This is a genomic window from Aeromonas sp. XH (genome assembly GCF_033348475.1).
Classification (GTDB): Bacteria; Pseudomonadota; Gammaproteobacteria; order Enterobacterales; family Aeromonadaceae; genus Aeromonas; species Aeromonas sanarellii.
Genome location: NZ_CP137630.1, coordinates 137,564 through 160,072 on the forward strand (window position 1 = coordinate 137,564; position 22,509 = coordinate 160,072).

At 64.0% G+C, this 22,509-nt stretch carries 21 protein-coding genes and 1 tRNA gene; 11 read left to right on the forward strand and 11 right to left on the reverse strand.

The genetic code is table 11. The features are described from left to right. Positions 1 to 73 precede the first annotated feature (73 nt). Together rstA and trmA are read right to left on the reverse strand one after the other, a co-directional pair. The gene (gene rstA, locus R2B70_RS00625) at positions 74 to 781 is read right to left on the reverse strand and encodes a two-component system response regulator RstA (RefSeq protein ID WP_216991430.1); all 708 of its coding nucleotides are present in this window, start codon (positions 779 to 781) and stop codon (positions 74 to 76) included. A 151-nt stretch (positions 782 to 932) separates the two neighbouring features. Beyond that, on the reverse strand, positions 933 to 2,066 hold the full coding sequence (gene trmA, locus R2B70_RS00630) for a tRNA (uridine(54)-C5)-methyltransferase TrmA (protein WP_318162384.1): 1,134 nt from the start codon (positions 2,064 to 2,066) through the stop codon (positions 933 to 935). 179 nt (positions 2,067 to 2,245) lie between these two features. Between trmA and R2B70_RS00635 the strand changes: the two genes are divergently transcribed. Together R2B70_RS00635 and R2B70_RS00640 are read left to right on the forward strand one after the other, a co-directional pair. Then, positions 2,246 to 3,379: a DUF5610 domain-containing protein gene (locus tag R2B70_RS00635; protein WP_318163308.1), complete on the forward strand. Its 1,134-nt coding sequence runs from the start codon at positions 2,246 to 2,248 to the stop codon at positions 3,377 to 3,379. 95 nt (positions 3,380 to 3,474) lie between these two features. Then, positions 3,475 to 4,008, forward strand: coding sequence for an ATP--cob(I)alamin adenosyltransferase (locus tag R2B70_RS00640; protein ID WP_318162385.1), 534 nt, complete (start codon positions 3,475 to 3,477; stop codon positions 4,006 to 4,008). 84 nt (positions 4,009 to 4,092) lie between these two features. Here R2B70_RS00640 and malZ read toward each other — a convergent pair whose 3' ends face one another. From malZ to R2B70_RS00685, 9 genes are all read right to left on the reverse strand, one after another. After that, positions 4,093 to 5,922, reverse strand: a complete 1,830-nt coding sequence (gene malZ / locus R2B70_RS00645) for a maltodextrin glucosidase (protein ID WP_318162386.1) — start codon at positions 5,920 to 5,922, stop codon at positions 4,093 to 4,095. 246 nt (positions 5,923 to 6,168) lie between these two features. Continuing rightward, positions 6,169 to 7,017: an HDOD domain-containing protein gene (locus tag R2B70_RS00650; RefSeq protein WP_209794387.1), complete on the reverse strand. Its 849-nt coding sequence runs from the start codon at positions 7,015 to 7,017 to the stop codon at positions 6,169 to 6,171. Positions 7,018 to 7,087: 70 nt separating this feature from the next. Then, positions 7,088 to 7,507 (reverse strand): META domain-containing protein, encoded by a 420-nt coding sequence (locus R2B70_RS00655; protein WP_318162387.1) that lies wholly within the window; start codon positions 7,505 to 7,507, stop codon positions 7,088 to 7,090. Between the two features lie 210 nt (positions 7,508 to 7,717). Continuing rightward, positions 7,718 to 9,079: a molecular chaperone gene (gene yegD, locus R2B70_RS00660; RefSeq protein WP_318162388.1), complete on the reverse strand. Its 1,362-nt coding sequence runs from the start codon at positions 9,077 to 9,079 to the stop codon at positions 7,718 to 7,720. A gap of 102 nt (positions 9,080 to 9,181) precedes the next feature. Continuing rightward, a complete protein-coding gene (locus tag R2B70_RS00665) occupies positions 9,182 to 10,171 on the reverse strand; it encodes a 2-hydroxyacid dehydrogenase (protein ID WP_219143109.1) in 990 nt (329 codons plus the stop codon). Positions 10,172 to 10,248: 77 nt separating this feature from the next. Further along, on the reverse strand, positions 10,249 to 10,725 hold the full coding sequence (locus tag R2B70_RS00670) for a CreA family protein (RefSeq protein WP_318162389.1): 477 nt from the start codon (positions 10,723 to 10,725) through the stop codon (positions 10,249 to 10,251). Positions 10,726 to 10,745: 20 nt separating this feature from the next. Continuing rightward, positions 10,746 to 11,192, reverse strand: coding sequence for a DUF962 domain-containing protein (locus R2B70_RS00675; RefSeq protein ID WP_318162390.1), 447 nt, complete (start codon positions 11,190 to 11,192; stop codon positions 10,746 to 10,748). Between the two features lie 52 nt (positions 11,193 to 11,244). Continuing rightward, the gene (locus R2B70_RS00680; RefSeq protein ID WP_042077107.1) at positions 11,245 to 12,102 is read right to left on the reverse strand and encodes a hypothetical protein; all 858 of its coding nucleotides are present in this window, start codon (positions 12,100 to 12,102) and stop codon (positions 11,245 to 11,247) included. 156 nt (positions 12,103 to 12,258) lie between these two features. After that, entirely contained in the window at positions 12,259 to 12,645 is a 387-nt protein-coding gene (locus tag R2B70_RS00685) for a TraR/DksA family transcriptional regulator (protein WP_042077108.1), read from the reverse strand. 462 nt (positions 12,646 to 13,107) lie between these two features. Between R2B70_RS00685 and R2B70_RS00690 the strand changes: the two genes are divergently transcribed. The 9 genes from R2B70_RS00690 to R2B70_RS00730 all read left to right on the forward strand — a co-directional run bounded on the left by R2B70_RS00690 (position 13,108) and on the right by R2B70_RS00730 (position 22,480). After that, positions 13,108 to 14,439, forward strand: a complete 1,332-nt coding sequence (locus tag R2B70_RS00690; RefSeq protein ID WP_042077110.1) for a glutamine synthetase family protein — start codon at positions 13,108 to 13,110, stop codon at positions 14,437 to 14,439. A 278-nt stretch (positions 14,440 to 14,717) separates the two neighbouring features. Beyond that, complete coding sequence (locus R2B70_RS00695; protein ID WP_219143107.1) at positions 14,718 to 16,079, forward strand: aspartate aminotransferase family protein; 1,362 nt, start codon at positions 14,718 to 14,720, stop codon at positions 16,077 to 16,079. 54 nt (positions 16,080 to 16,133) lie between these two features. Further along, positions 16,134 to 17,231 carry a polyamine ABC transporter substrate-binding protein gene (locus tag R2B70_RS00700; protein WP_201996861.1) on the forward strand — a complete coding sequence of 366 codons (1,098 nt, stop codon included), beginning with the start codon at positions 16,134 to 16,136 and terminating at the stop codon, positions 17,229 to 17,231. Between the two features lie 126 nt (positions 17,232 to 17,357). After that, the gene (locus tag R2B70_RS00705) at positions 17,358 to 18,437 is read left to right on the forward strand and encodes a polyamine ABC transporter substrate-binding protein (protein WP_412055155.1); all 1,080 of its coding nucleotides are present in this window, start codon (positions 17,358 to 17,360) and stop codon (positions 18,435 to 18,437) included. Between the two features lie 76 nt (positions 18,438 to 18,513). Further along, the gene (gene potA, locus R2B70_RS00710; RefSeq protein WP_318162392.1) at positions 18,514 to 19,668 is read left to right on the forward strand and encodes a polyamine ABC transporter ATP-binding protein; all 1,155 of its coding nucleotides are present in this window, start codon (positions 18,514 to 18,516) and stop codon (positions 19,666 to 19,668) included. After that, complete coding sequence (locus tag R2B70_RS00715) at positions 19,665 to 20,570, forward strand: ABC transporter permease subunit (RefSeq protein ID WP_042077120.1); 906 nt, start codon at positions 19,665 to 19,667, stop codon at positions 20,568 to 20,570. The genes potA and R2B70_RS00715 overlap by 4 nt, the downstream gene beginning before the upstream one ends. 76 nt (positions 20,571 to 20,646) lie before the next feature. Continuing rightward, positions 20,647 to 21,489, forward strand: coding sequence for an ABC transporter permease subunit (locus R2B70_RS00720; protein ID WP_042077122.1), 843 nt, complete (start codon positions 20,647 to 20,649; stop codon positions 21,487 to 21,489). A gap of 48 nt (positions 21,490 to 21,537) precedes the next feature. Continuing rightward, on the forward strand, positions 21,538 to 22,263 hold the full coding sequence (locus tag R2B70_RS00725) for an MOSC domain-containing protein (protein ID WP_219143106.1): 726 nt from the start codon (positions 21,538 to 21,540) through the stop codon (positions 22,261 to 22,263). 140 nt (positions 22,264 to 22,403) lie between these two features. Further along, positions 22,404 to 22,480, forward strand: a tRNA-Pro gene (locus tag R2B70_RS00730). The last annotated feature ends 29 nt before the right edge of the window (positions 22,481 to 22,509 follow it).

Sequence of the window (22,509 nt, forward strand, 5' to 3'; positions counted from 1 at the left end):
GTTGCCCCTCATCCCCAACCCTTCTCCCGCAAGGGGAGAAGGGAGCAGAGAGCATCAAGGTCATTCGGCGGGCTTATTCCCAGGCCTGGGGCACCAGCAGGTAGCCTTTCTGGCGCACCGTCTTGATCCGGGTCGGGTTGTTGCTGTCATCCCCCAGCCGGCGGCGCAGGCGGGAGATGGCCACGTCCATGCTGCGATCCTGGCCGTCGTAGTCGCGCCCCCGCAGGCTGCGAAACAGCGCCTCCCGCCCCAGGATCTGGCCGGCGTGGCAGGCCAGCTCCCACAAGAGGTCGAAATCGGCGGTGGAGAGGGGAATGCTCTCGCCATCGAGGCGCACGTCCCGGCCCGGGCCGTCGATCCGCAGGCGGCCGAACTGCAGGCGCTGGGGCGGGGGACTCGGGGCCACGGGGTGGGGAGCCTGTCCCTGCTGGCGGAACTGGACCCGCAACCGGGCCAGCAGCACGGGGGGCGGCGTGGTCTTGAGGATGTAGTCGTTGGCGCCCAGCTCCAGGCTGAGGATCTGGTTCATGTCGCTGTCCAGCGAGGTGAGCATGACGATGGGACCCTTGAAGCGCGGGCGCAGATCCCGGCACAGGGAGAGGCCGTCCTGCCCCGGCAGCATGATGTCGAGCAGCACCAGGTCCGGCTGCTCGGCCTCCACCCTGGCGAGTGCCCGATCGCCCCGGGTCTCCAGCAGCACCTCGATGTCGTGGCGACCGAGCCAGCTGCTGATGAGCTGGCCTATCTCGGGATCGTCTTCAACAAACAGAACGCGTGGCATGGTGGCGTGGCCCCCCGATCATGGCGCGAATGCGCGTGTCGCCAGCATAACGGCTGCGCCCGCGCCCTGCACCGGTATAACTAATCAAACAGGGCCCGCGGGCCCTGTTCTTGTCTTGCTGGTCGAGCGGGGAACGGTGTCCCCTGCGGCATCAGCCCGCCTTGCGTTTGAGATAGACCCCGGCCTCCATATGGTGAGTCCAGGGGAACTGATCGAACAGGGCGAAGCGGGCGATCTCGTGGGTTTCGCCGAGCACCTGCATGTTGGCCTGCAGGGTCTCGGGGTTGCAGGAGATGTAGAGGATGTTGTCGTACTCCTGCACCAGTTTGACGGTCGCATCGTCCAGCCCGGCGCGGGGGGGATCCACGAAGATGGTGTTGCACTGGTAGCTCTTGAGATCCACCCCCTTGAGGCGGTTGAACTCCCGCTCGCCGCGCATCGCCAGGGTGAACTCCTCCGCCGACATGCGCAGTATGATGAGGTTGTCCACCCCGTTGGCGGCGATGTTGAACTGGGCGGAGTCCACGCTCGGCTTGGCGATCTCGGTGGCCAGCACCTTGCTAAAGTTCCGGGCCAGGGCGATGGAGAAGTTGCCGTTGCCGCAGTAGAGCTCCAGCAGATCCCCCTCGCTCCCCCTGGTCACGTCCAGCGCCCAGCCCAGCATCTGCTCGTTGATGGCGGCGTTGGGCTGGGTGAAGCTGTTTTCCACCTGCTTGTAGACCAGCTCGCGTCCCTGCACCTTGAGCCGCTCGATGACGAACTCCTCCCCCAGGCAGATCTTCTGCTTGTGGGCGCGGCCAATCAGCTGCAGATCGAAGCCCTGGGCTCTCAGGTCGGCTTGCAGGGCCTCGGCGGCCTGCTGCCATTCGGCTTCCAGCTTGCGGTGATAGAGCAGGCTGACACAGATCTGGCCGGACTGGGTGGAGAGGTAGTCTATCTGGAACAGCTTGCGGCGCAGCACCGGGTGCGGGCGCAGCCCGGCCAGCAGCACCGGCATCAGCTGGTTGATGAGCAGGCTGGCGGTGGGGAACTGGTCGACCCGGATGATCTCCTTGGTGGCCGGTGCATACATGCAGTGGTAGAGGTCATCCCCCTCGTGCCAGATGCGGAACTCGGCGCGCATCCGGTAGTGCTCGGCGGGGGAGGCATGGACCTCCAGTGCGGGCGGGTTGAAGGCGGCGAACTGCTGGGCGAGGCGATCGCGCTTCTCGTCGAGCTGGGCCTGGTAGTCGGCGGGAGTCCGTCTGGCCTGGGTGTCGGCGGAAGATGGCTGGGATTGAGTCATGGATACCTCGCATGCGCCGGCAGAGCCGGGTAAAGACCGGGGGAGGGCCGCAGCCAAGCAACAGCCAACCAAAGGGTGGGGATTTTAAAAGGCCGCCGCGGATTGTCCAAGTTTTTTGTGGTCAAGAAGTGGTCAGTCGGGCCGATAACCGATCCACCACTATAGGCGGGAGAGTGATGATGCAGATCGATGGCATGGGCGCGGCCCAACCCAAGGGAGTGGGCTCTGCTCCCAAATCGCCCCAACAGACGGCGTCGAAAGCGGCGGACAAGGGGGAGGAGGTCTCCCTGAACAAGCCTCCGAAGTGGGCCCAGGTGCTGCTCCAGCAGGCGCTGCAATTTGCACTGGAGATCAACGGCCAGCACTATCAGGCCCCCAGGAGTCAGGAGTTCAAGCTGGAATCGCCGGAGGCGATCACCCCGGAGACCCTGTTCGACTACGAGACGGTGGCGGACAACGTGCTGCAGTTCGTCACCGGACGGCTCGGCGCGGCCCGTGCCGATGGCAAGAGCGACGAGGATCTGGCCGAGATGATGGCCCAGGCCCGCAAGGGGGTGGACATGGGGTTTGGCGACGCCAGGAAGCAGCTCGGCGACTGGGCGGACAACGAGGATATCAAGACCGGCATGGATCAGAGCTACAAGCTGATCCAGGAGGGGCTGGAGTCCTTCGAGAAGGAGTTCTTCGGCGAGGTCTCGACCACGGATCTGGGGGCGGCCAGGATGGCCAGTCGGCAGCAGGCCTTCCTCGAGATCGAGACCCGGGACGGTGACAAGGTGATGCTGCGCTTCAGCGACAGCTGGCAGTTCAGGTCCCGGAACGACGGGAGCGGCAGCCAGTTCAGCCTGAAGTCGAGCCAGAGCTTCGACTTCTCCTTGGAGGGCGATCTCGACGGTGCCGAGATGGAGGCCATCGGCACCCTGGTCAAGGGGCTGGACGAACTGGCCGGCCAGTTCTTCGGGGGAACGGATGGCAAGACCCTGGCCGACAGGCTGGCGGGCTTGCAGCTGGACGACAGCCAGCTGGTCTCCTACTCCCTCAAGCTCAAGCAGTCGGCCAAGCTGAGCCAGGCCTATCAGGGGGCCCACTCCCTGCAGGAGAGCCTCAAGCCCCTGGCGGACTACCTGCCACGGCTGAGCCGGGTGCAGCAGCAGGCCGATGCCCTGCTGCCGACCGCCCAGCAGCAGGCGTTGACGCCGGCCGTGCTGGCTGCGCGGGGCCAGGACGGGGCAACGGGGGCCGGCTTCATGGGCTTCAATCAGCGGATGCTGGAAGCCATGCGGCTGCTCGGCCAGCAGATGGCCGCGGGCTAGTCTCGCCGCATCGACCCTGATGTGCCCGAGGGCGGGCCGTTTGCCAGCCTGCCCCCGGGCTGGCACACTGCCCTTTTCCCCAGCCAGATCATGCCATGAACCCCAAGAAGCCAAGAGACAAGCGCGAACTCTGCTACCCCTTCATCTTCGAGACCCAGTTCCAGTGCGACTACGAGATCGCCACCGACGAGCTCTGCTGCCAGGTGGGGGCCGTGCTCTCTCATCTGGTGGCGGATGAGGATACCCGACCCATGATGGCGGATCTGGCGACCCTGCAGCGGCTCATCTACAACCTCAACGGCTCGGTGCGGGGCAGGCTCGGGATCTTCGAGGAGGATCTGGCGTGGCTGAAGGGGCGTTACGATCACTACAACGAGGCGAGCCGTGGCCGGGTCACCGGCTTCGTGCTGCCCCAGGGCCCCCAGCCCATCCCCACCCTGCACCTGTGCCGCTGCGGCAGCAAGAAGGTGGTGCGCCTGCTGGTGCGCCTGGAGGAGAGCGACGTGCGCTTCGACCCCATCCTCTACCGTTTCGCCAACCTGCTGGCCAACTTCTTCTTCGTGCTCACCGTCTACCTCAAGCAGGCGTGGGATGTGACCGAAGTCCCCTATGTCAGCATCAACTACTGAGGTCGCCGGGATTTGCCGAAGCGGCACAAAGAAAAACCGGAGCCTTGGGCTCCGGTTTTGCTTTTCAGCGCGCCAACAGCGCATTCAGCTGGAGAGCAGCACCCTGGCCGAGTTGGCGGGGATGGTGAGCTGCACCTCCCCCTGCACCACTTCGAACTTGTCGCCGTTGAAGGCGTCGGTGAAGCGGCTGGCGGGGCTGGCGGTCTGCCACAGGGGCAGGCTGATGGTGCGCGGCTCCGTGGGGTGGCGGTTGCAGGCCACCACCACCTGATCGCTTTGCAGGGTGCGGGCGAACACATAGCTGTGGGGGCCGGCGTAGAGGGTCTGGATGTCGCCGCGGCGCAGGGCAGGGCGCTGCTTGCGCAGCTGGATCAGGCGGCGATAGTGGTCGTGCAGCACGTGATCCCAGTCCGTGGTGTTCCAGGGGAAGCAGCGGCGGCAGTCCGGATCGTTGCCTCCCGACAGCCCCACCTCGTCGCCGTAGTAGATGGAGGGCACGCCTATGTAGGTGATCAGCAGGGTGGCGGCGAGCCGCATCCGCTGCTTGTCCTCCCCCAGCAGGTGCAGGAAGCGGGCGGTGTCGTGGCTGTCCAGCAGGTTGAACTGGGCCAGCTGGTTCTTGAACGGGATATGGGCCCGCGCCAGCTTGAGCCAGTGGTCCAGCTCGGTGGCGCTGATCTTGATGGGGTGGTAGGCGATGTCCTGCCCCGCCAGGAAGGCGCGGACGGGGTGGGCGAAGCCGTAGTAGTTCATGGCACCGTCCTCCTGATCCCCCTGCAGCCACTGGCTCGCCTCGAAGAAGTGCTCGCCGAGCACGTAGGCGTCCGGGTTCTCCTGCTTCACGGCGCCGCGAATGGCGCGCACGTGGCCACGGTTGCCCTCGGCGGTGCCACGCTCCCCCAGCATGTGGATGACGTCGAAGCGCCAGCCGTCGATCTGGTAGGGCGCCCGCATCCAGTAGCGCAGGATGGCGTTGTCTGCCCGGTAGACGGCGTCCTGCACCTGTTCGCTGGCGAAGTCGAGCTTGGGCAGGCTGCGGATCCCCTTCCAGCTGACGTAGTCCCCCTCCTGGTCAAAGGTGTAGAAGCTGCGCCAGGGGGAGTCCGGGTTGCTCTGGGCACCGAGCGGCGGACAGAACCAGGGGTGCTCGGTGGAGGTGTGGTTGACCACGGCATCCAGGATGATCTTCATGCCGCGCTGGTGTAGGTTGCGGGTCAGCTCGGCGAACTGGGCGTTGGTGCCGAGGTGGGCATCCACCTTGAAGTAGTCCTGAGTGTCGTATTTGTGATTGCTCGGCGAATCGAAGATGGGGTTGAGGTAGAGCGCCGTCACCCCCAGGGATTGCAGATAGTGCAGCTTGGCGTCGATGCCCGCCAGATCCCCGCCGTAGAACTCGCAGGCGCCGTGCCCCTCCTCGTGACGGCTGACCGGCTCGCCCCAGGCCTTGCTGATGACCGCCTTGCCCCTGTACTCGTACTCGTGATGCTTGACGCTGAGGGACGGATCGCCGTTGCAGAAGCGATCCGGGAAGATCTGGTAGAACACCTGATCCTGCACCCAGGCCGGCGGCTGGTGGCGGCTGTTGAAGCGAAAATGTTGCTCGCGCGGCGGCATGGCGGCGCTGACGCCGGCGCCGTGCAGCCACCACTGCTCCTCGTCGGTGAGGCACTTGAAGCAGTAGAGGTGGATCTCCTGCCCTCTGGCGAGCGGCAGCTCGACCTGCCAGACCTGGAGCCTGTCCCGGGTGGCGACCGGTGTCATGGCGACCAGGTACTCCTCGTTGTCCGGCTCGTGGCGCAGCCACACCTCGCGGATGGGGGCGTCCAGCTCGCTGAACAGGGTGAGCTGCAGGGTGTCGGCACTCTCTTTGAACCAGGGTGCCGCCTGGGGGTGAAACAGGAAGGGATGGGTCATGGTGTCTACTGTGTCAGAGAGGCTACCGGGTCAGGGGATGCACGAGGGCTATCCTAGCCTGCCCATGGGGTTGAGTATGTGACGACCGACCAGAATGAGGCGGTTGCCCCGGCTCCGCGGGTCGGCCAGCCGTGAGTCTATTGCGTCAGCAGCTCGGCCAGGGCATTGCCCTGCTCGTGGAGCTGTTCGAGCTGATCCACCAGAATGAGACGGGGATCCGGCTCCTGCTGATCGGCCGTTGTACATCTACTGGGTCAGCAAATCGGCCAGGGCATTGCCCTGTTCGTGCAGCTGTTCGAGCTGATCCGCCAGGCTGGCGGGATCCAGCCCCAGCTGGTCGGCCAGGGGCCTGGGGAAGCGGGCGATGATGGCCTGGGCCGGTACCCCCGCATGCCAGGCGAAGGAGACGAAGACGGCGAGCCGGATCAGCACGGCCTCCTTGCTGACCGGTTCGTGGGAGAGGGGGTCCAGCTGCTGGGCGATGGCGTCGACGAAGGCGGTCGACAGGTTCCAGCGCCGCGCCAGCTCGGCGCCGAGCTGGGCATAGTCGTAACCCAGCATCTCCCGCTGGGCCTCGACCCGGCTGCTCCCCTTCTCGATGGCCAGGTTGATGAGCCCGGCCTCCTCCGGCAGGGTGCTCTGGATCAGCAGCTCGCCGATGTTGTGAATGAGGGCGCAGGTGAAGGCGGTCTCCGGATCCACCGCCCTGGTCTGCTGGGCCAGGGTGCGGGCTATGGTGGCGACCTGGAAGGTCTGGGTCCAGAAGTGGTGCTTGTCGAAACCGGGGGGGGCCTTGAAGCTGCTGATGATGCCGGAGGCGACCACCACGGAGCGCAACCGGTTGAAGCCGAGCCGGATCACCGCCTGCTCGATGGAGGTCACCTCGTTGCCCCGGCGCAGGGCGGCGGAGTTGGCCATCCGCAGCACCTTGACGCTGATCACCTGGTCCATGGCGATCTTGGCCGCGATCTCGTCGATGCGGGCATTCTCGTCGTTGAAACTCTGCATCAGCTCGTGCAGCAGCTTGGGGATAGTGGGCAGTTGCTTGATCTTGCCAAACAGGCGATCCATCGACATGGCTGAGGCAGCCTCCATTGCTAACAGTGCCTCATATTGTGCCACAGCCTGGCCAGTTGTTCCTGTACCGGATCTGGTTTCGTCGGCCTCAGTACACCCAGTCTTGCAGTCTGTATTCCAAACGGTGCCGTTTTCCCTGCAGGATCAGGGTCTGGGTGGAACCGCTCAATGTGGCCCCCTCCGTCAGGGTGGCGAGCACGGCCTGTTCGACCTGGTCGAGCCCGGAGGGGCAGGCCATGGCGGTGCTGCCGAGGCTGGTGACCCAGAGCCGGTTCCCCTTGAGGTGACCCTGGCCGAAGTAGCGGTTGCAGCCGGCGATGCCGTTGACGGTGAAGTGCTCCCCGATCTCGAGATCGGGGGGATTGACGCGGCTGTCGGTGACGGCCTGGCCATCCAGCCGGTCGAGCACCCAGTGGTGGTGCTGCAGATCGTGCGAGGCGAAGCGGGGAGTACTGCTGCAGGCACTGAGCAGAAGCAGGGCGAGCAGCAGTAGCAGGTATCTGGGCATTGAAGGGGCTCCGGTGATGGGTAGGACAAGCATACCCGTCCCGGGGCCTGCGAGGCAGGGCGAGGGGGGAGGTGCCCGACCGCTTCTGTCGCCCCGGGGGAAGAGGGGGTGTCGGTAAATGGCAACACTTGCCCCGGGCGAGCCTCGTCACGCACAAAAGGGGCCACGATGTGGCCCCCTGCTATCCCTGCGCCTTGGCGAGCCTGCCCATCAGCGGGCAAACAGCCGCTCGGCGTAGCGGGCGAGGCCGGAGGCGACCGAGCCGAAGTCGTCTCCCCCTTCCAGCGGTACCCTGGGCAGTTTCTGCTGGATGAAGGCCTTGATGAGGGGCGAACGGGCGCTGCCGCCTGTGATGAAGATCCGGTCAGGCTGCACCCCGGCGGCCTGGATCGCCTCCTCCATCAGCTCGCCTATCTTCTCCAGCAGCGGTGCGGAGGCGGATGCCAGCTGGTCGCGCCCCAGCTCGGCCTCCAGCCCCTTCTCCAGCTCGTTCAGGGTCTGGTGATTGCGCTCGTGTTCGGAGAGGGCGATCTTGCCCTGCTCGGCGCGCCACACCAGCTGGTGGCTCAGCTTGTGGGCCCGCAGGCTGGCGAGACGGGGCAGCTTGCTGCCGGGCTGGCTGTCGAGCTGGAGATCCTGCAGCTGGCGGCCCGTCTCCAGGCTGTAGAAGCGGCTCTGGGCGCTGACGTCGTTGATGGCTGCCGCGTCCCAGAACAGGGGGTGGGGCAGCGGTTTGCCGGTCTTGAGGGTCTCGTGCATGCCGAGCAGCGGCATCATGCCCTCCACCGTCAGGCGGATGTCGAAGTCGTTGCCGCCGATGCGCTGGCCGCTGTGGCCGAGCAGATCGCCGCTGCGATCCAGCCGCTCGCGATGGCTCGGACCCATGCGCAGCACGGAGCAGTCCGTGGTCCCGCCGCCGATGTCCACCACCAGCACCACCGCATCCTCGCTGAGGCGCGCCTCGAACTCGAAGCCGGCGGCCACCGGCTCGTAGAGGAATTCCACCCGCTCGAACCCGGCGAGGCGGGCCGCCTCGCTCAGGATGGCGATGGCCTGGCGGTTGCTCTCCTCCCCCGCCAGCCCCTGGAAGTTGACCGGCCGGCCGATCACCGCCTGGCGGACGGGGGCGCCCGTCTGTTGCTCCGCCTGCTGGCGCACGTGCAGCATCATGGCGCAGACGATGTCCTCGAACAGGGCAATCTGGGGGGCCTTGAGGCCATAGGCGCCGAGGAAGGATTTCGGCGACTTGATGTAGTAGCCCTCGTCCGGCTCTTCCAGATAGCGCTCCAGCGCCGCGCCGCCGAAGCTGAGCTCGTCGCTCAGTCCCTCTTCGCGCATCTGGCGGCGCACCGCCTGGGCCCGGGTCACCACGGGGCCGCGCAGCTTGAGGTACTCCGCCTGCTGGGCGGGAGCCAGCCCTTCGGCCAGCAGGCCGGCGATGGCATCCCGGTGCGGGGCGTGCAGGGTGGAGGGGAGGTAATGGGAACCGGAGAGGGTCAGCAGCCTGGGGCTGCCCTGTTCCATCACGGCGACGGCACAGTTGGAGGTACCGTAATCAAATCCGATAAACATGGGCGGCCAGACTCCTGCACAAAAAAGGGCTGGTAGCCTACCCGAAGGCGCCGGGTCTCACAACCCGGCGAGTCTGAATGGTGAGCGAAAGGCGAGGAGGGCTTATTCCACCTCGTTGTCGCAGCGACCCTGGCTGTCGATGGCCTGGATGTTGCTGAGGGTGGTGTCGGCGATGGCGTGCAGCGCCTCCCGGGTCAGGAAGGCCTGGTGACCGGTGAACAGCACGTTGTGGCAGGCGGAGAGGCGGCGGAACACGTCGTCGGTGATCACCTCGTTGGACTTGTCCTCGAAGAAGAGATCCTCCTCCTCCTCGTAGACGTCCAGCCCCAGGGCGCCGATGCGGGCGGTCTTGAGGGCCTCGATGGCGGCGTTGGCGTCGAGCAGGCCGCCCCGGCTGGTGTTGATGATCATCACCCCGTCCTTCATCTTGGCGAAGGCCTCCTTGTTCAGCAGGTGATAGTTCTCCTTGAACAGGGGGCAGTGCAGGCTGATGACGTCGGACTGGCGCAGCAGGGTGTCTATGTCCACGTACTCGGCGCCGAGATCGATGGCCGCCTGGTTCGGGTAGGGATCGCTCACCAGCAGGCGCATGCCGAAGCCCTTGAGGATGCGCAGGGTGGCGATGCCGATCTTGCCGGTGCCTATGATGCCGGCGGTGCGGCCGTGCATGTTGAAGCCCACCAGCCCCTCCAGGGAGAAGTTGGCGTCGCGGGTGCGCTGATACGCCTTATGGATGCGGCGGTTGAGGGTCATCATCAGGCCCACCGCATGTTCGGCGACCGCCTCGGGGGAGTAGGCGGGCACCCGCACCACCTTGAGTCCCAGCTCCTTGGCGGCCACCAGATCCACGTTGTTGTAACCGGCGCAGCGCAGGGCGATGACCTGGGTGCCGTATTGTGCCAGCTCGGTCAGCACCTCGCGGTCGGCGTCATCGTTGACGAACAGGCAGACCACGGGGAAGCCGTGGGCGAGGCGGGCGGTCTTGGCCTCCAGCCGCACGTCGAAGAACTCCAGCTCGAAACCGTACTGGCTGTTGGCCTGGTGGAAGTGTTCCTTGTCGTAGCTCTTGGTACTGAAAACGGCGACTCTCATGGTGCGCTCTCCGCAGATAATGATGTGGTTAAATTACAACAAATATGGGCCGTCATCACGGGATAAATGGCGGGGATTCAGCCCCAGGGCATGATGGGCACGGCGCTCACCGCACTCTTGTAAGAACCATCCACCAGCTTGGTGCTGTAGGTCAGATAGACCAGGGCCTTGCGCTTCTCGTCGTAAAAACGCACCACCTTCTGTTCCTTGAACACCAGGGAGGTGCTGACGTCGAACACCTCCTCCCCCGCCTTCAGCCTGGCGGGCAGGGTGATGGGGCCGATCTGGTGGCACGACAGGGAGGCGTGGGAGGGATCCTCCGCCAGCCCCAGGCCACCCTTGACGCCCCCTGTCTTGGGACGCGCCAGATAGCAGGCGACGCCGGCGATCTTGGGGTCGTCGAACGCCTCCACCAGGATCTTGTGGTTGGGGCCGACCAGCTTGAAGGCGGTGCTCACCTCGCCGACGGGGTCCGCCTTGTCGGCCAGCGCCGGGCCGGCCAGCAGCGCCAGCATCAGGGGCAGGGTACGGGCGAGGGGGGAAGGGTGTGTCATGGTTTCTCCTTCAGGCTCCCTCAGTAGGGGATGCCCAAGCGACGATAGAGGCTGGCCAGCACCCAGGCGGGGCCTACCAGCAGAAATTGCAGGTCGGTGAGGAAGGAGGGGCGTTTCCCCTCGATCCGGTGACCGACGAACTGGGCCAGCCAGAGCAGCACGAAACCGGCCAGGGCGGGCCACAGCAGCGGGCCTTGCCAGGTGTAACAGAACGCCAGCCCCAGGGCGGTCAGCGCCGCCATCCCCACAAACAGCGAAAACGACAGATGCAGATAGAAGGCCAGCACCGGCATGGCAACCAGCGCCGCCCAGTTCAGGGAGGGCGGCAAGGGCCCGGCCGGCAGGCACCAGAGCAGGGCCAGGGCGCAGAGGTAGATGCCGGGCACCGCCACCTTGTGGATGGCCACATTGACGGGGTGGCGGTGGCTCTGGCCGTAGTCGCTGAACCATTCGTCGAGTCGTTTCATGGCACCTCCCTGGCGCGCGGCTTGTGCCACCCCGGTCGAGGTGGCCGAATCTTCATCCCTGCGGGGGGTATTCCCAATATTGGGCCGGTATGCTCCTGAGCAAGGGGGTCATGTCCGGGTTGGGCAGGGAGATGGTGACCCTCTGCTCCAGGTTGGCGCTGGCCAGGGCCTCGCGGATCTTGGGATTCTCGTGGAAGAACTTCATGAAGCTGCCGTCGGCGTAGGCCCGCTCCAGCCCGGTCTGGATCGCCTTGGCCAGCTTGGGCGACTCCGGGCTGACGAAGAAGAACTCGGCGAAGGGGTAGCGGATCAGCAGGTGCTGATCGATGACCAGGTTGGGATATTGCGCCACCAGCTCGCTGCGCTCGGCGAAGATCTCCACCAGGCCGCGGGGGAAGAAGTCCAGCTTGTCGCCGTCATTCATCAGGCGGAACAGGTTGCTGTAGCGCCCCGCATAGGTGGGAATGCCCGCCTGCTCCAGGATCTTGTTGTCGGCCCAGCCCACCCCCTGCGCCGCCTTCAGCTTCTTGAGATCCGCCAGGGTGTTGACCTGGTTGAACTTCTCCTGGGCGTCGGCGTGGATGAAGGAGAGGCGCAGCCCTTCCAGCCCGCGAAACAGCGGAATGGGGACGGCGATCAGGGAGGATTCGAGGGCGCTGGAGGTTCCCATCCAGAACACATTGATGGTCTTGCCCCTGGCGAGCGCCTGCTGGAGGCTGTACTGATTGAGGTTGAGGTCGACCCGCTCCAGCTTGTAGGGCTGACCGGCACGGGTGAGGGCCAGATCCAGCAGCTTGAGCTGGTACTCGTTGTCGAGGTCGTTGATCGGTCGGCTGGGGACCTTGACGGTGAGGGTCTGTGCCTGTGCCAGCAGCGGCAGGCACAGGCACAGCCTGATGAGCCATTTCACGCTTTGATCTCCTGTAGAGTCCGGGGCCTGCCCGGAGTCTAACAGAAGTTGTCACGCTCTTGCGTGACGCCGTGGGTGGGGGTCAGGCTCGCCGCTGGCGACACGGCCCCCGGCCTGCGGGGCTGGCCCAGGCGGGACGGGGGGCCTGTCGGAGCATCAGGCGACGCGGCGGAACACGTGGGTATCGTTGAATTCCTTGGTGCTCTGACACTCGACGCAGAAGCGGGATTCGGGCCGCGCCTGCAGCCGCTTGAGGGAGATCTCGTCGCCGCAGGATTCGCAGTAGCCGAAATCCCCTTCATTGATACGCTTGAGCGCCCCCTTCAGCTTGCGCAGATGCAGCTTGTCGTGCTCGATGCGGTTCAGCTCCAGACGGCGGGCCTCCTCGACACTGGCGCGATCGATCTCGTCCGCCATTTCGTTGGTATCGGTGGCGATAGCCTGGCTGGCCTGGGAGTTGAGACGTTCTTCGAGCTCGAGGATCTGCCGCTCGATCTGGCCCTTGTAAAAGGCCAGTTGGTCTTCAGTCATGAAATCACACATATGGTTTGCTACCAGTCAGTTTCCCAATTTTTCCCATTTATGGGGGCTGTCTGTCTTCAGACCAAGCCCTTGTATCCCGATTTGCACCAAATCCAGGCAGGAGAGTGCAAATCAGGGCGGGCCTTGTACCAAAAAAATGCAGGCATGCAAAGAAAATTGGATAAGGAGTGTGCGCCCTTGCAAAGAAATGAGCCTTCTCCGACAGGGGCTGACTGAGTATCGCGCGGCGGCTGCCCGCTGTTGGCATCCGGCTTGCAGTGGGCTGATCGTGGCACAGAGTGTTTAGTATTTGGTGCCGTCCTGGTCATTTTACAGGCCGTTGTTTATAGTTTTTTAAACACCACCGCTTGACAAAGGGCTTTATGGCGGGCTTTTATGGTGTGGTCGATTACATTTTCTTAACAAGGGTGTTCCTTATATTAGACACCCTTGCCTATGACAACCGTAGAGTCGGGGTTTAACATGGACAGTATCAAGGGCTGGATGGAGAGCAATCGCATCACGGAAGTGGAGTGCCTGTTCCCGGATTTCACCGGCAATGCCCGAGGCAAGATCATTCCAGCCAACAAATTTCTGCGCGAGGGGGGCATGCGGCTGCCCGAGGTCATCTTCACCCAGACGGTGACCGGCGAATACCCGGATGACGACAGCATGATAGACCCGCTGGAGCGGGACATGCAGCTCTATCCCGATCCCAACACCATTCGTTTCGTCCCCTGGGCGCTGGAGCCCACCGCCCAGGTGATCCACGACTGTTTCGACGTCAACGGCAAGCTGATCGACATCGCGCCGCGCTCCGTGCTGCGCCGGGTTCTGTCATTCTACGAGAAGCAGGGCTGGAAGCCGGTGGTGGCGCCGGAGCTGGAGTTCTACCTGGTGACCCGCAACGAAGACCCCGACTACCCGCTGGTGCCGCCGGTGGGTCGCAACGGCCGCCCGGAGACCGCCCGCCAGTCGTTCAGCATCGATGCGGTGAACGAGTTCGACCCCATCTTCGAAGACATGTACGACTACTGCGAGGCCCAGGAGCTGGAGGTGGACACCCTGATCCACGAGTCCGGCGCCGCCCAGATGGAGATCAACTTCCTGCACGGCGATGCCATCGATCTCGCCGACCAGGTGTTCCTGTTCAAGCGCACCATGCGCGAGGCGGCCCATCGCCACGGCATCTATGCCACCTTCATGGCCAAGCCCATGAGCAACGAGCCGGGCTCCGCCATGCATATCCACCAGAGCCTGGAGGACATGGACGGCAACAACCTGTTCGGCACCAGCGAGGGGGGCAACTCCGCCCTCTTCATGCACTTCATCGCCGGCCTGCAGAAGTACACCCCGGCGGTGACCGCCCTGCTGGCGCCGAACGTCAACTCCTACCGCCGCCTCACCTTCGGCGAGAGCGCGCCACGCAACGTGCAGTGGGGGGTGGAGAACCGCACCTGCGGGTTGCGAGTGCCCTTCTCCGAGCCCAGCGCGCGCCGGGTGGAGAACCGCTTCGCCGGCGCCGATGCCAACCCCTATCTGGCCCTGGCCGCCACCCTGGCCTGCGGCTATCTCGGCATGCTGGAGAAGCTGGAGCCCATGCAGGAGATGAAGGCGAGCGCCTACGACCTGCCCTACAGCCTGCCCCGTTCCCTGGAGGAGGCACTGAGCCATCTGGAGCAGTGCGAGCCCATCAAGGACATGCTGGGCGAGCGCTTCATCCGAGCCTTCGTCGCGGTCAAGCGCAAGGAGTACGAGACCTACTTCGGCGTGATCAGCCGCTGGGAGCGCGAGTTCCTGCTGTTGAACGTGTGACCCGTTTTGGGGAGAGGCGTCGGCCTCTCCCGTCAGATCGCAAGCAAGAGGGCACTGGACTCGTGAGTGCCGGCAGACGGTGCCGGCCTCGCGACGGCGTGCGCGAAGCCGCGTGACCGTGCCGAGCGCCTTCAATGGACGGGCGGCGACGATCGCCACATGGAAAGGCATCGAGGAGCAGGCGAGGCAGCATACCCGCGACTGGCAGTGACCGGGGGCCCGCAACCTCATCAATGGGCGGCAATGACCGCCGAATCGAAGGAACCGAGGAGCAAGCAATGCAGCACACCACCCGTGAGTGGCAGCAACTGGAAGCCAGCCACCACCTGCACCCCTTTACCGACTTTCAGGCCCTGAACAAGAAGGGCAGTCGCATTATCACCAAGGCCGAGGGGGTCTATCTGGAAGACTCCGAAGGCAAGCGAATCCTGGACGGGATGGCGGGCCTGTGGTGCGTCAACCTGGGCTATGGCCGTCAGGAGCTGGTGGACGCCGCCACCCGGCAGATGCAGCAACTGCCCTACTACAACCTCTTCTTCCAGACCAGCCACCCCCCCGCCGCCGAACTGGCGACCCTGCTGGCCGAGATCACGCCCCCGCACCTCAACCACGTCTTCTTCACCGGCTCGGGCTCCGAGTGCAACGACACCGTGCTGCGCATGGTGCGCCACTACTGGGCCAGCAAGGGGCAGCCGGACAAGCAGGTGATCATCAGCCGACACAACGCCTACCACGGATCTACGGTGGCGGGTGCCAGCCTGGGTGGCATGAAGGGTATGCACGCCCAGGGCGGGTTGCCCATCCCCGGCATAGTGCACATCGACCAGCCCTATCACTTCGGCGAGGGGCAGGGGATGAGCGCCCACGAGTTCGGGCTGGCCCGTGCCCGCCAGCTGGAGGAGAAGATCCTGGCGCTGGGGGTGGACAAGGTGGCGGCCTTCATCGGCGAGCCCATCCAGGGCGCCGGCGGCGTCATCATCCCGCCCGACAGCTACTGGCCCGAGATCCAGCGCATCTGCGACAAGTACGGCATCCTGCTCATCGCCGACGAGGTGATCTGCGGCTTCGGTCGCACCGGCCACTGGTTTGCCAGCGAAGGTTTCGGCATCAAGCCGGATCTCATGTGCCTGGCCAAGGGCATCACCTCCGGCTATCTGCCGATGGGGGCCGTGATGGTGGGGGACAGGGTCGCCAGGGTGCTGGTGGAGGAGGGAGGCGAGTTCAACCACGGCTTCACCTACTCCGGTCATCCGGTGGCCTGCGCCGTGGCCATCGCCAACATCCAGCTTATGCAAAGGGAGAGCATAGTTAAGCGCGTTCATGATAGTATCGGCCCCTATTTGCAGCGCCGCTGGAGCGAGCTTGCCGATCACCCTCTGGTGGGAGAAACCCGGGGCAAGGGCCTGGTCGCCGCGCTGGAAATAGTCCAGGACAAGCAGACGAAACGTCGTTTCCCGGCCGAACGCCATGCCGGGATGACTTGTCGGGAGTTCTGCTTTAACAATGGCTTGGTGATGAGGGCGGTCGGCGATACCATGATCATATCGCCCCCCTTGGTGATCACCGAGGAACAGGTGGATGAATTGGTCAAACTGGCCAGGCTCAGTCTGGACCTGACGGCGGAAAAGCTGCGGGAATAGGCCGTGCCAGGCTGGGTTGGCTTACGCATACAATTTGCTTAGGAGACAAGGACTATGTCTTTTAAAAAGGGAATGATGGCTGCTTCCGTGGCGCTGGCCATGATGAGTTCCGGGGCGATGGCCGACGAGAAGGTGCTGCACGTCTACAACTGGAGCGACTATATCGCGCCAAACACGCTGGAAGATTTCCAGAAGGAGACGGGCATCAAGGTGGTGTACGACGTGTTCGACAGCAACGAGGTGCTGGAAGCCAAGTTGCTGGCGGGCAGCTCGGGCTATGACATCGTCGTGCCGTCCAACTCCTTCCTGGCCAAGCAGATCCAGGCGGGCGTCTTCCAGAAGCTGGACAAGTCCAAACTCTCCAACTGGCAGAACCTGGATACCGCCTTGCTCAAGGCGCTCGAGCCGAGCGATCCGGGCAACCAGTACTCGGCGCCCTATCTGTGGGGCACCATCGGCTACGCCTACAACATCGACAAGGTGAAGGCCGTGCTGGGCAAGGACGCGCCGGTCGACTCCTGGGATCTGGTGTTCAAGCCGGAGAACATGGCCAAGCTGAAGGAGTGCGGTGTCTCCTTCCTCGACTCGCCGACCGAAATGCTGCCGGCCGCCCTGCTGTATCTGGGCTTCAAGCCGGACAGCCAGAAGCCGGACGAGCTGAAGAAGGCTGAGGAGCTGTTCCTCTCCATCCGTCCCTACACCGCCTACTTCCACTCCTCCAAGTACATCTCGGATCTGGCCAACGGCAACATCTGCGTGGCGGTCGGCTACTCCATGGACCTGCAACAGTCCAAGGCCCGGGCGATCGAGGCCAAGAACGGGGTCGATCTGACCTACGTGATTCCGAAGGAGGGGGCTGGCAGCTTCTTCGACATGCTGGCCATTCCGGCCGATGCGAAGAACGTGGAAGAGGCCCACGTGTTCCTGAACTACCTGATGAAGCCCGAGGTGATCGCCAACATCACCAACCAGATCCATGCGCCCAATGGCAACAGCGCGTCCACCCAGCTGGTGGACAAGGCCATCAGCTCGGATCCGGGCGTCTACCCCGATGCGGCGACCCTGCAGAAGATCTATACCTTCCCGGCCTTGCCGGCCAAGGTGCAGCGTCTGATGACCCGCAGCTGGACCAAGATCAAGTCAGGCAAGTAAGCAAGACGAGCAGTACCCCTCCCGGTCCGCAGTTCGGCCGGGAGGGGAGTGACCACCCGACAGGTTGGACGGCGCGTAAGGATGCGCGACTGGCAAAATCACACCAATGAGGACTGACAAGTGCACATGACCAAGATGGCAACGCTGGCCCTGGCCCTGGGGTTTGCAAATCTGACCCAGGCAGCCCCTGTGGTTCATTTTTACAACTGGTCCGATTATATCGGCGAGACCACCCTCAGCGACTTCCAGCAGAAGACCGGGATCAAGACCGTCTACGACGTCTTCGACTCCAACGAGACGCTGGAAGGCAAGTTGCTGACCGGACGCACCGGTTACGATCTGGTCGTGCCCTCCAACAATTTCCTGGCCAAGCAGATCAAGGCGGGAGCCTTCCAGAAGCTGGATCCCGCCCTGCTGCCAAACCTGAGCAACCTGGATCCCGTGCTGCTCAAGCAGCTCGACAAGGTGGATCCGGGTCATCAGTACGCCGTGCCCTATCTGTGGGGCACCAACGGCATCGGTTACAACGTCGAGAAGGTCAAGGCGGTGCTCGGGGTCGACAAGATCGACTCCTGGGCCGTCATCTTCGAACCTGAAAACATGAAGAAGCTCTCCCAGTGCGGGGTGGCCTTCCTCGACTCGGCGGACGAGATGATCCCGGCCGCGCTGAACTACCTGGGGCTCAACCCCAACAGCCATGAGCCGGCGGATCTCAAGCGGGCCGAGGAGCAGTTGCTGAAGGTGCGTCCCTACGTGACCTACTTCCACTCCTCCAAGTACATCGGCGATCTCGCCAACGGCGACATCTGCGTGGCGGCGGGTTTCTCCGGCGACATCCTGCAGGCGGCGGCCCGGGCCGAGGAGGCGGGCAAGGGGATCCAGATTGCCTACAGCATCCCCAAGGAGGGTGGCAACCTCTGGTTCGACATGATGGCGATCCCGGCCGATGCCACCAACGTGAAAGAGGCGCACGCCCTGATCAACTACATTCTCGAGCCGCAGGTGATCGCCAAGGTGAGCGACTACGTGGGCTACGCGAACCCGAACATCAAGGCGGGCGAGTACATGGACAAGGCCGTCCGCGAGGACGAGTCGGTCTATCCCCCCCAGGCGGTGCTTGAGCGGCTCTATGTGCAGGAAGCGCATCCCCGCTCGGTGCAGCGTCTGATCACCCGGAGTTGGACCAAGATCAAGTCCGGAACCTAACCTTGGCGCCCATCCCGGGGCGCCAGATTGTATTGATGGATCGGCCCAGGCCGATCTCACCTTTGGGAGTTTGGTAATGGCGATAGCCTCCAGTGCCTACAAGAAAGCCCTCGAGGGCAGCCAGCAGCGTAAAGAAGTGCTGGTCAAAATAGAGAGGGTAAGCAAGCAGTTCGACGAAACGCTGGCGGTCGACAACGTGTCTCTCAACATCCACAAGGGCGAGATCTTCGCCCTGCTGGGGGGCTCCGGCTCCGGCAAGTCCACCCTGCTGAGGATGCTGGCGGGGTTCGAGCGCCCCACCGAGGGACGGCTGTTCCTCGACGGTGTCGACATTACCGACATGCCGCCCTACGAGCGCCCCATCAACATGATGTTCCAGTCCTATGCCCTGTTCCCCCACATGACGGTGGCGCAGAACATTGCGTTCGGCCTCAAGCAGGACGGCCTGCCCAAGGCGGAGATCGACGCCCGGGTGGAGGAGATGCTCAAGCTGGTGCAGATGACCCAGTACGCCCGCCGCAAGCCGCACCAGCTCTCCGGCGGCCAGCGCCAGCGGGTGGCCCTGGCCCGTTCCCTGGCCAAGCGTCCGAAACTGCTGCTGCTGGACGAACCCATGGGGGCGCTCGACAAGAAGCTGCGCTCCACCATGCAGCTGGAGCTGGTGGAGATCATCGAGCGGGTCGGCGTGACCTGCGTCATGGTGACCCACGACCAGGAAGAGGCCATGACCATGGCCGAGCGGATCGCCATCATGCACCTGGGCTGCATCGAGCAGATCGGCAGCCCCATGGACATCTACGAGACCCCGGCCAGCCGGCTGGTGTGCGAGTTCATCGGCAACGTCAACCTGTTCGACGGCCTGCTGGTGGAGGATGAGCAGGACCACGCCACCATCGCCTGTGCGGATCTGGAACAGCCCATCTACGTGGGCCACGGCATCAGCTCGCGCGCCGAGAACAAGAAGGTCACCTATGCCCTGCGTCCGGAAAAGCTGCTGATGAGCCTGCACAAGCCGGAGGAGATCGAGCATCCGGACTTCAACTGGACCAAGGGCGAGGTCTACGACATCGCCTATCTGGGCGGCCACTCCGTCTATCACATCCAGCTGCCCTCGGGCAAAATCGTTCAGGCTTTCATCGCCAATGCCGAGCGCCACGGCAAGCGGCCGACCTGGGATGACCAGGTGTTCCTGTACTGGGAAGATGACAGCGGCGTGGTGCTGCAATCATGAAGGCATTGAGACGACTGCAACAGGCGGGGGGGCGCCAGCTGGTGATCGGCATCCCCTTCTTCTGGCTCTTCCTCTTCTTCCTGCTGCCCTTCATCATCGTCGTGAAGATCAGCTTCGCCGAAGCGGACGTGGCGATCCCGCCCTACACCGACGTGGTGAGCTGGGCGGACAACCAGCTCACCATACTGCTCAACATGGGCAACTACCTGCTGCTGGAGGAGGATGAGCTCTACATCGCGGCCTATCTCGGCTCCCTCAAGATGGCCCTGGTCAGCACCATCCTCTGCCTGCTGATCGGCTATCCCATGGCCTACGCCATTTCGAAGGCCAACAAGGAGACCCAGACCGTCCTGCTGCTGCTCATCATGATGCCGACCTGGACGGCCATCCTGATCCGGGTCTACGCCTGGATGGGCATCCTCAGCAACAACGGCCTGCTCAACGGCCTGCTGCTGGAGCTGGGCCTCATCAGCGAGCCGCTGCAGATCCTCAACACCAACCTGGCGGTCTACATCGGCATCGTCTACTCCTACCTGCCCTTCATGGTGCTGCCGCTCTACGCGAACCTGGTCAAGCATGACCAGAGCCTGCTGGAGGCGGCCTCCGACCTCGGCGCCCGCAACCTGACCCGGTTCTGGCAGATCACGGTGCCGCTCTCCAAGAACGGCATCATCGCCGGCTGCATGCTGGTCTTCATCCCCGTGGTGGGGGAGTTCGTCATCCCCGAGATGCTGGGCGGCCCGGAGACCCTGATGATCGGCAAGGTGCTGTGGCAGGAGTTCTTCAACAACCGTGACTGGCCGGTGGCCTCCGCCTTGGCGGTGGTGATGCTGGCGGTGCTGATCGTTCCGATCATTCTCTTCAACCGCAACCAGGCCAAGGAATTGGAGGGCAAGGCATGAATAAGGAACTGCTGCTGATAGTCCCCCTGTCATTCCTGTTCAACGGTAGCCAGGCCAAAGAGCCGGAGGGCAAGGCATGAGACGTTTCGGTTTTGCCAAGCTGATGCTGTGGCTGGGGCTGTTGTTCATCTATCTGCCCATGATCATCATGGTGATCTACTCCTTCAACGCCTCCAAGCTGGTGACGGTGTGGGGCGGCTGGTCCATGAAGTGGTACTTCGGCCTGCTCGACAACAAGCAGCTGATCGGCTCCGTGTTCCGCTCCCTGGAGATCGCCTTCTACACCGCCATCGCGGCGGTGGCGCTGGGGACGGTCGCTGCCTTCGTGCTGACCCGGATCCCCCGCTTCCGTGGCCGGACCCTGTTCGGCGGCATGGTGACGGCGCCCCTGGTCATGCCCGAGGTGATCACCGGTCTGTCGCTGCTGCTGTTGTTCGTGGCCATGGCCCAGCTGGTGGGCTGGCCCGCCGAGCGGGGCATGCTGACCATCTGGATAGCGCACACCACCTTCTGTACCGCCTACGTGGCCATAGTGGTGTCGGCGCGACTGCGGGAGCTGGATCTCTCCATCGAGGAGGCGGCCATGGACCTGGGGGCCAAGCCGTGGAAGGTGTTCTTCCTGATCACCATCCCCATGATAGCCCCGTCCCTGGCGGCGGGTGGCATGATGTCATTCGCCCTGTCGCTGGATGACCTGGTGCTGGCGAGCTTCGTCTCCGGTCCGGGGTCGACCACCCTGCCGATGGAAGTGTTCTCGGCGGTGCGTCTCGGGGTGAAGCCCGAGATCAACGCCATCGCGAGCCTGATCCTGCTGTCCGTATCCCTGTTCACCTTCGGTAGCTGGTACCTGATGGCGAGGGCGGAGAAGCGTCGCCGCGCCGAGATCGCCATGACCACCCAGATGCAGGCAGTGGCCTGACCTGCCCCGTGATAAGATCCGCATTCCCCCATCCGTCAGGAGAATGGAATGCGGATCTCCCTCTTTATCGGCCAGAGCGCCGAACTGAACCCCGAACAGGCTCCCGGCCTCGTCAGCGCCATCCACAAGCAGCCTGTCGACACACCCCTGTGGTGCGGCTTCCTCGGCCTTCGCGGGGATGAGCAGAGCGACCGGCGCCACCACGGCGGTCCGGAGCGGGCTCTCCATTACTACCCCGCTGATCACTACCCCTGGTGGAAGACCTGGCAAACCGCGCTGGGCCTGCCCGCGCCCCGCACCCCCTGGCAGCCCGCCGCCTTCGGCGAGAATCTCTCTGGCCTGGGGCTCGGCGAGACGCAGGCCTGCATCGGCGATGTCTATCGTCTCGGTGAGGCTCTGATCCAGATCAGCCAGCCGAGATCCCCCTGTTTCAAGCTCAACCAGCGCTTCGGTTATGGTCAGCTGTCCCAGGTGATGCAGCTCAATGGTCGCTGCGGCTGGCTGCTGCGGGTGCTGGAAGAGGGAAGGGTGGCCCCCCAGGCCGAGCTGGTATTGGTGGACAGGCCCTACCCCGAGCTGACGGTGAAGCGCACCGCCGACATCCTGTTCAACCAGACCCGCAACGAGGAGGATCTGAAACTGCTGCTGGAGAATCCTGCCCTCTCTCCCAACTGGCGCCAGCATGCGGCTCATTGGCTGGAGCATGGTGTGGTGGCGGACTGGCGCCGGCGTCTGCTGGGGCCGGCCGAGTTCCAGGTGCCGCCGCAGGCGTGATGACGTCGCAGGAGGACGGTCGCGCTCGTTTTTTCCTCGATGCGCTGAATTGTTGAGCGGAAAGCCATTTTTTTGATGTGAATGCAAAAAAAGGCTTGTGTCGGGTCGGGGCTTTCGGTAAATTCTCGCCCCGCAGACATCGGTGTGTAGCGCAGCTTGGTAGCGCACTTCGTTCGGGACGAAGGGGTCGGAGGTTCGAATCCTCTCACACCGACCAAATTCAACAAGGGCTTAGCTTCGGCTAGG

Bases quoted from the DNA above. Each gene is read 5' to 3' on its own strand.
- R2B70_RS00705 (WP_412055155.1), top strand. From the start codon at position 17,358: ATGACCAAGATGGCAACGCTGGCCCTGGCCCTGGGGTTTGCAAATCTG.
- R2B70_RS00670 (WP_318162389.1), bottom strand. From the start codon at position 10,725: ATGACACACCCTTCCCCCCTCGCCCGTACCCTGCCCCTGATGCTGGCG.
- R2B70_RS00725 (WP_219143106.1), top strand. From the start codon at position 21,538: ATGCGGATCTCCCTCTTTATCGGCCAGAGCGCCGAACTGAACCCCGAA.
- R2B70_RS00685 (WP_042077108.1), bottom strand. From the start codon at position 12,645: ATGTGTGATTTCATGACTGAAGACCAACTGGCCTTTTACAAGGGCCAG.
- R2B70_RS00695 (WP_219143107.1), top strand. From the start codon at position 14,718: ATGCAGCACACCACCCGTGAGTGGCAGCAACTGGAAGCCAGCCACCAC.
- R2B70_RS00640 (WP_318162385.1), top strand. From the start codon at position 3,475: ATGAACCCCAAGAAGCCAAGAGACAAGCGCGAACTCTGCTACCCCTTC.
- R2B70_RS00665 (WP_219143109.1), bottom strand. From the start codon at position 10,171: ATGAGAGTCGCCGTTTTCAGTACCAAGAGCTACGACAAGGAACACTTC.
- R2B70_RS00655 (WP_318162387.1), bottom strand. From the start codon at position 7,507: ATGCCCAGATACCTGCTACTGCTGCTCGCCCTGCTTCTGCTCAGTGCC.
- R2B70_RS00635 (WP_318163308.1), top strand. From the start codon at position 2,246: ATGCAGATCGATGGCATGGGCGCGGCCCAACCCAAGGGAGTGGGCTCT.
- R2B70_RS00715 (WP_042077120.1), top strand. From the start codon at position 19,665: ATGAAGGCATTGAGACGACTGCAACAGGCGGGGGGGCGCCAGCTGGTG.
- malZ (WP_318162386.1), bottom strand. From the start codon at position 5,922: ATGACCCATCCCTTCCTGTTTCACCCCCAGGCGGCACCCTGGTTCAAA.
- R2B70_RS00650 (WP_209794387.1), bottom strand. From the start codon at position 7,017: ATGGAGGCTGCCTCAGCCATGTCGATGGATCGCCTGTTTGGCAAGATC.
- potA (WP_318162392.1), top strand. From the start codon at position 18,514: ATGGCGATAGCCTCCAGTGCCTACAAGAAAGCCCTCGAGGGCAGCCAG.
- trmA (WP_318162384.1), bottom strand. From the start codon at position 2,066: ATGACTCAATCCCAGCCATCTTCCGCCGACACCCAGGCCAGACGGACT.
- R2B70_RS00700 (WP_201996861.1), top strand. From the start codon at position 16,134: ATGTCTTTTAAAAAGGGAATGATGGCTGCTTCCGTGGCGCTGGCCATG.
- R2B70_RS00690 (WP_042077110.1), top strand. From the start codon at position 13,108: ATGGACAGTATCAAGGGCTGGATGGAGAGCAATCGCATCACGGAAGTG.
- yegD (WP_318162388.1), bottom strand. From the start codon at position 9,079: ATGTTTATCGGATTTGATTACGGTACCTCCAACTGTGCCGTCGCCGTG.
- R2B70_RS00720 (WP_042077122.1), top strand. From the start codon at position 20,647: ATGAGACGTTTCGGTTTTGCCAAGCTGATGCTGTGGCTGGGGCTGTTG.
- rstA (WP_216991430.1), bottom strand. From the start codon at position 781: ATGCCACGCGTTCTGTTTGTTGAAGACGATCCCGAGATAGGCCAGCTC.
- R2B70_RS00675 (WP_318162390.1), bottom strand. From the start codon at position 11,192: ATGAAACGACTCGACGAATGGTTCAGCGACTACGGCCAGAGCCACCGC.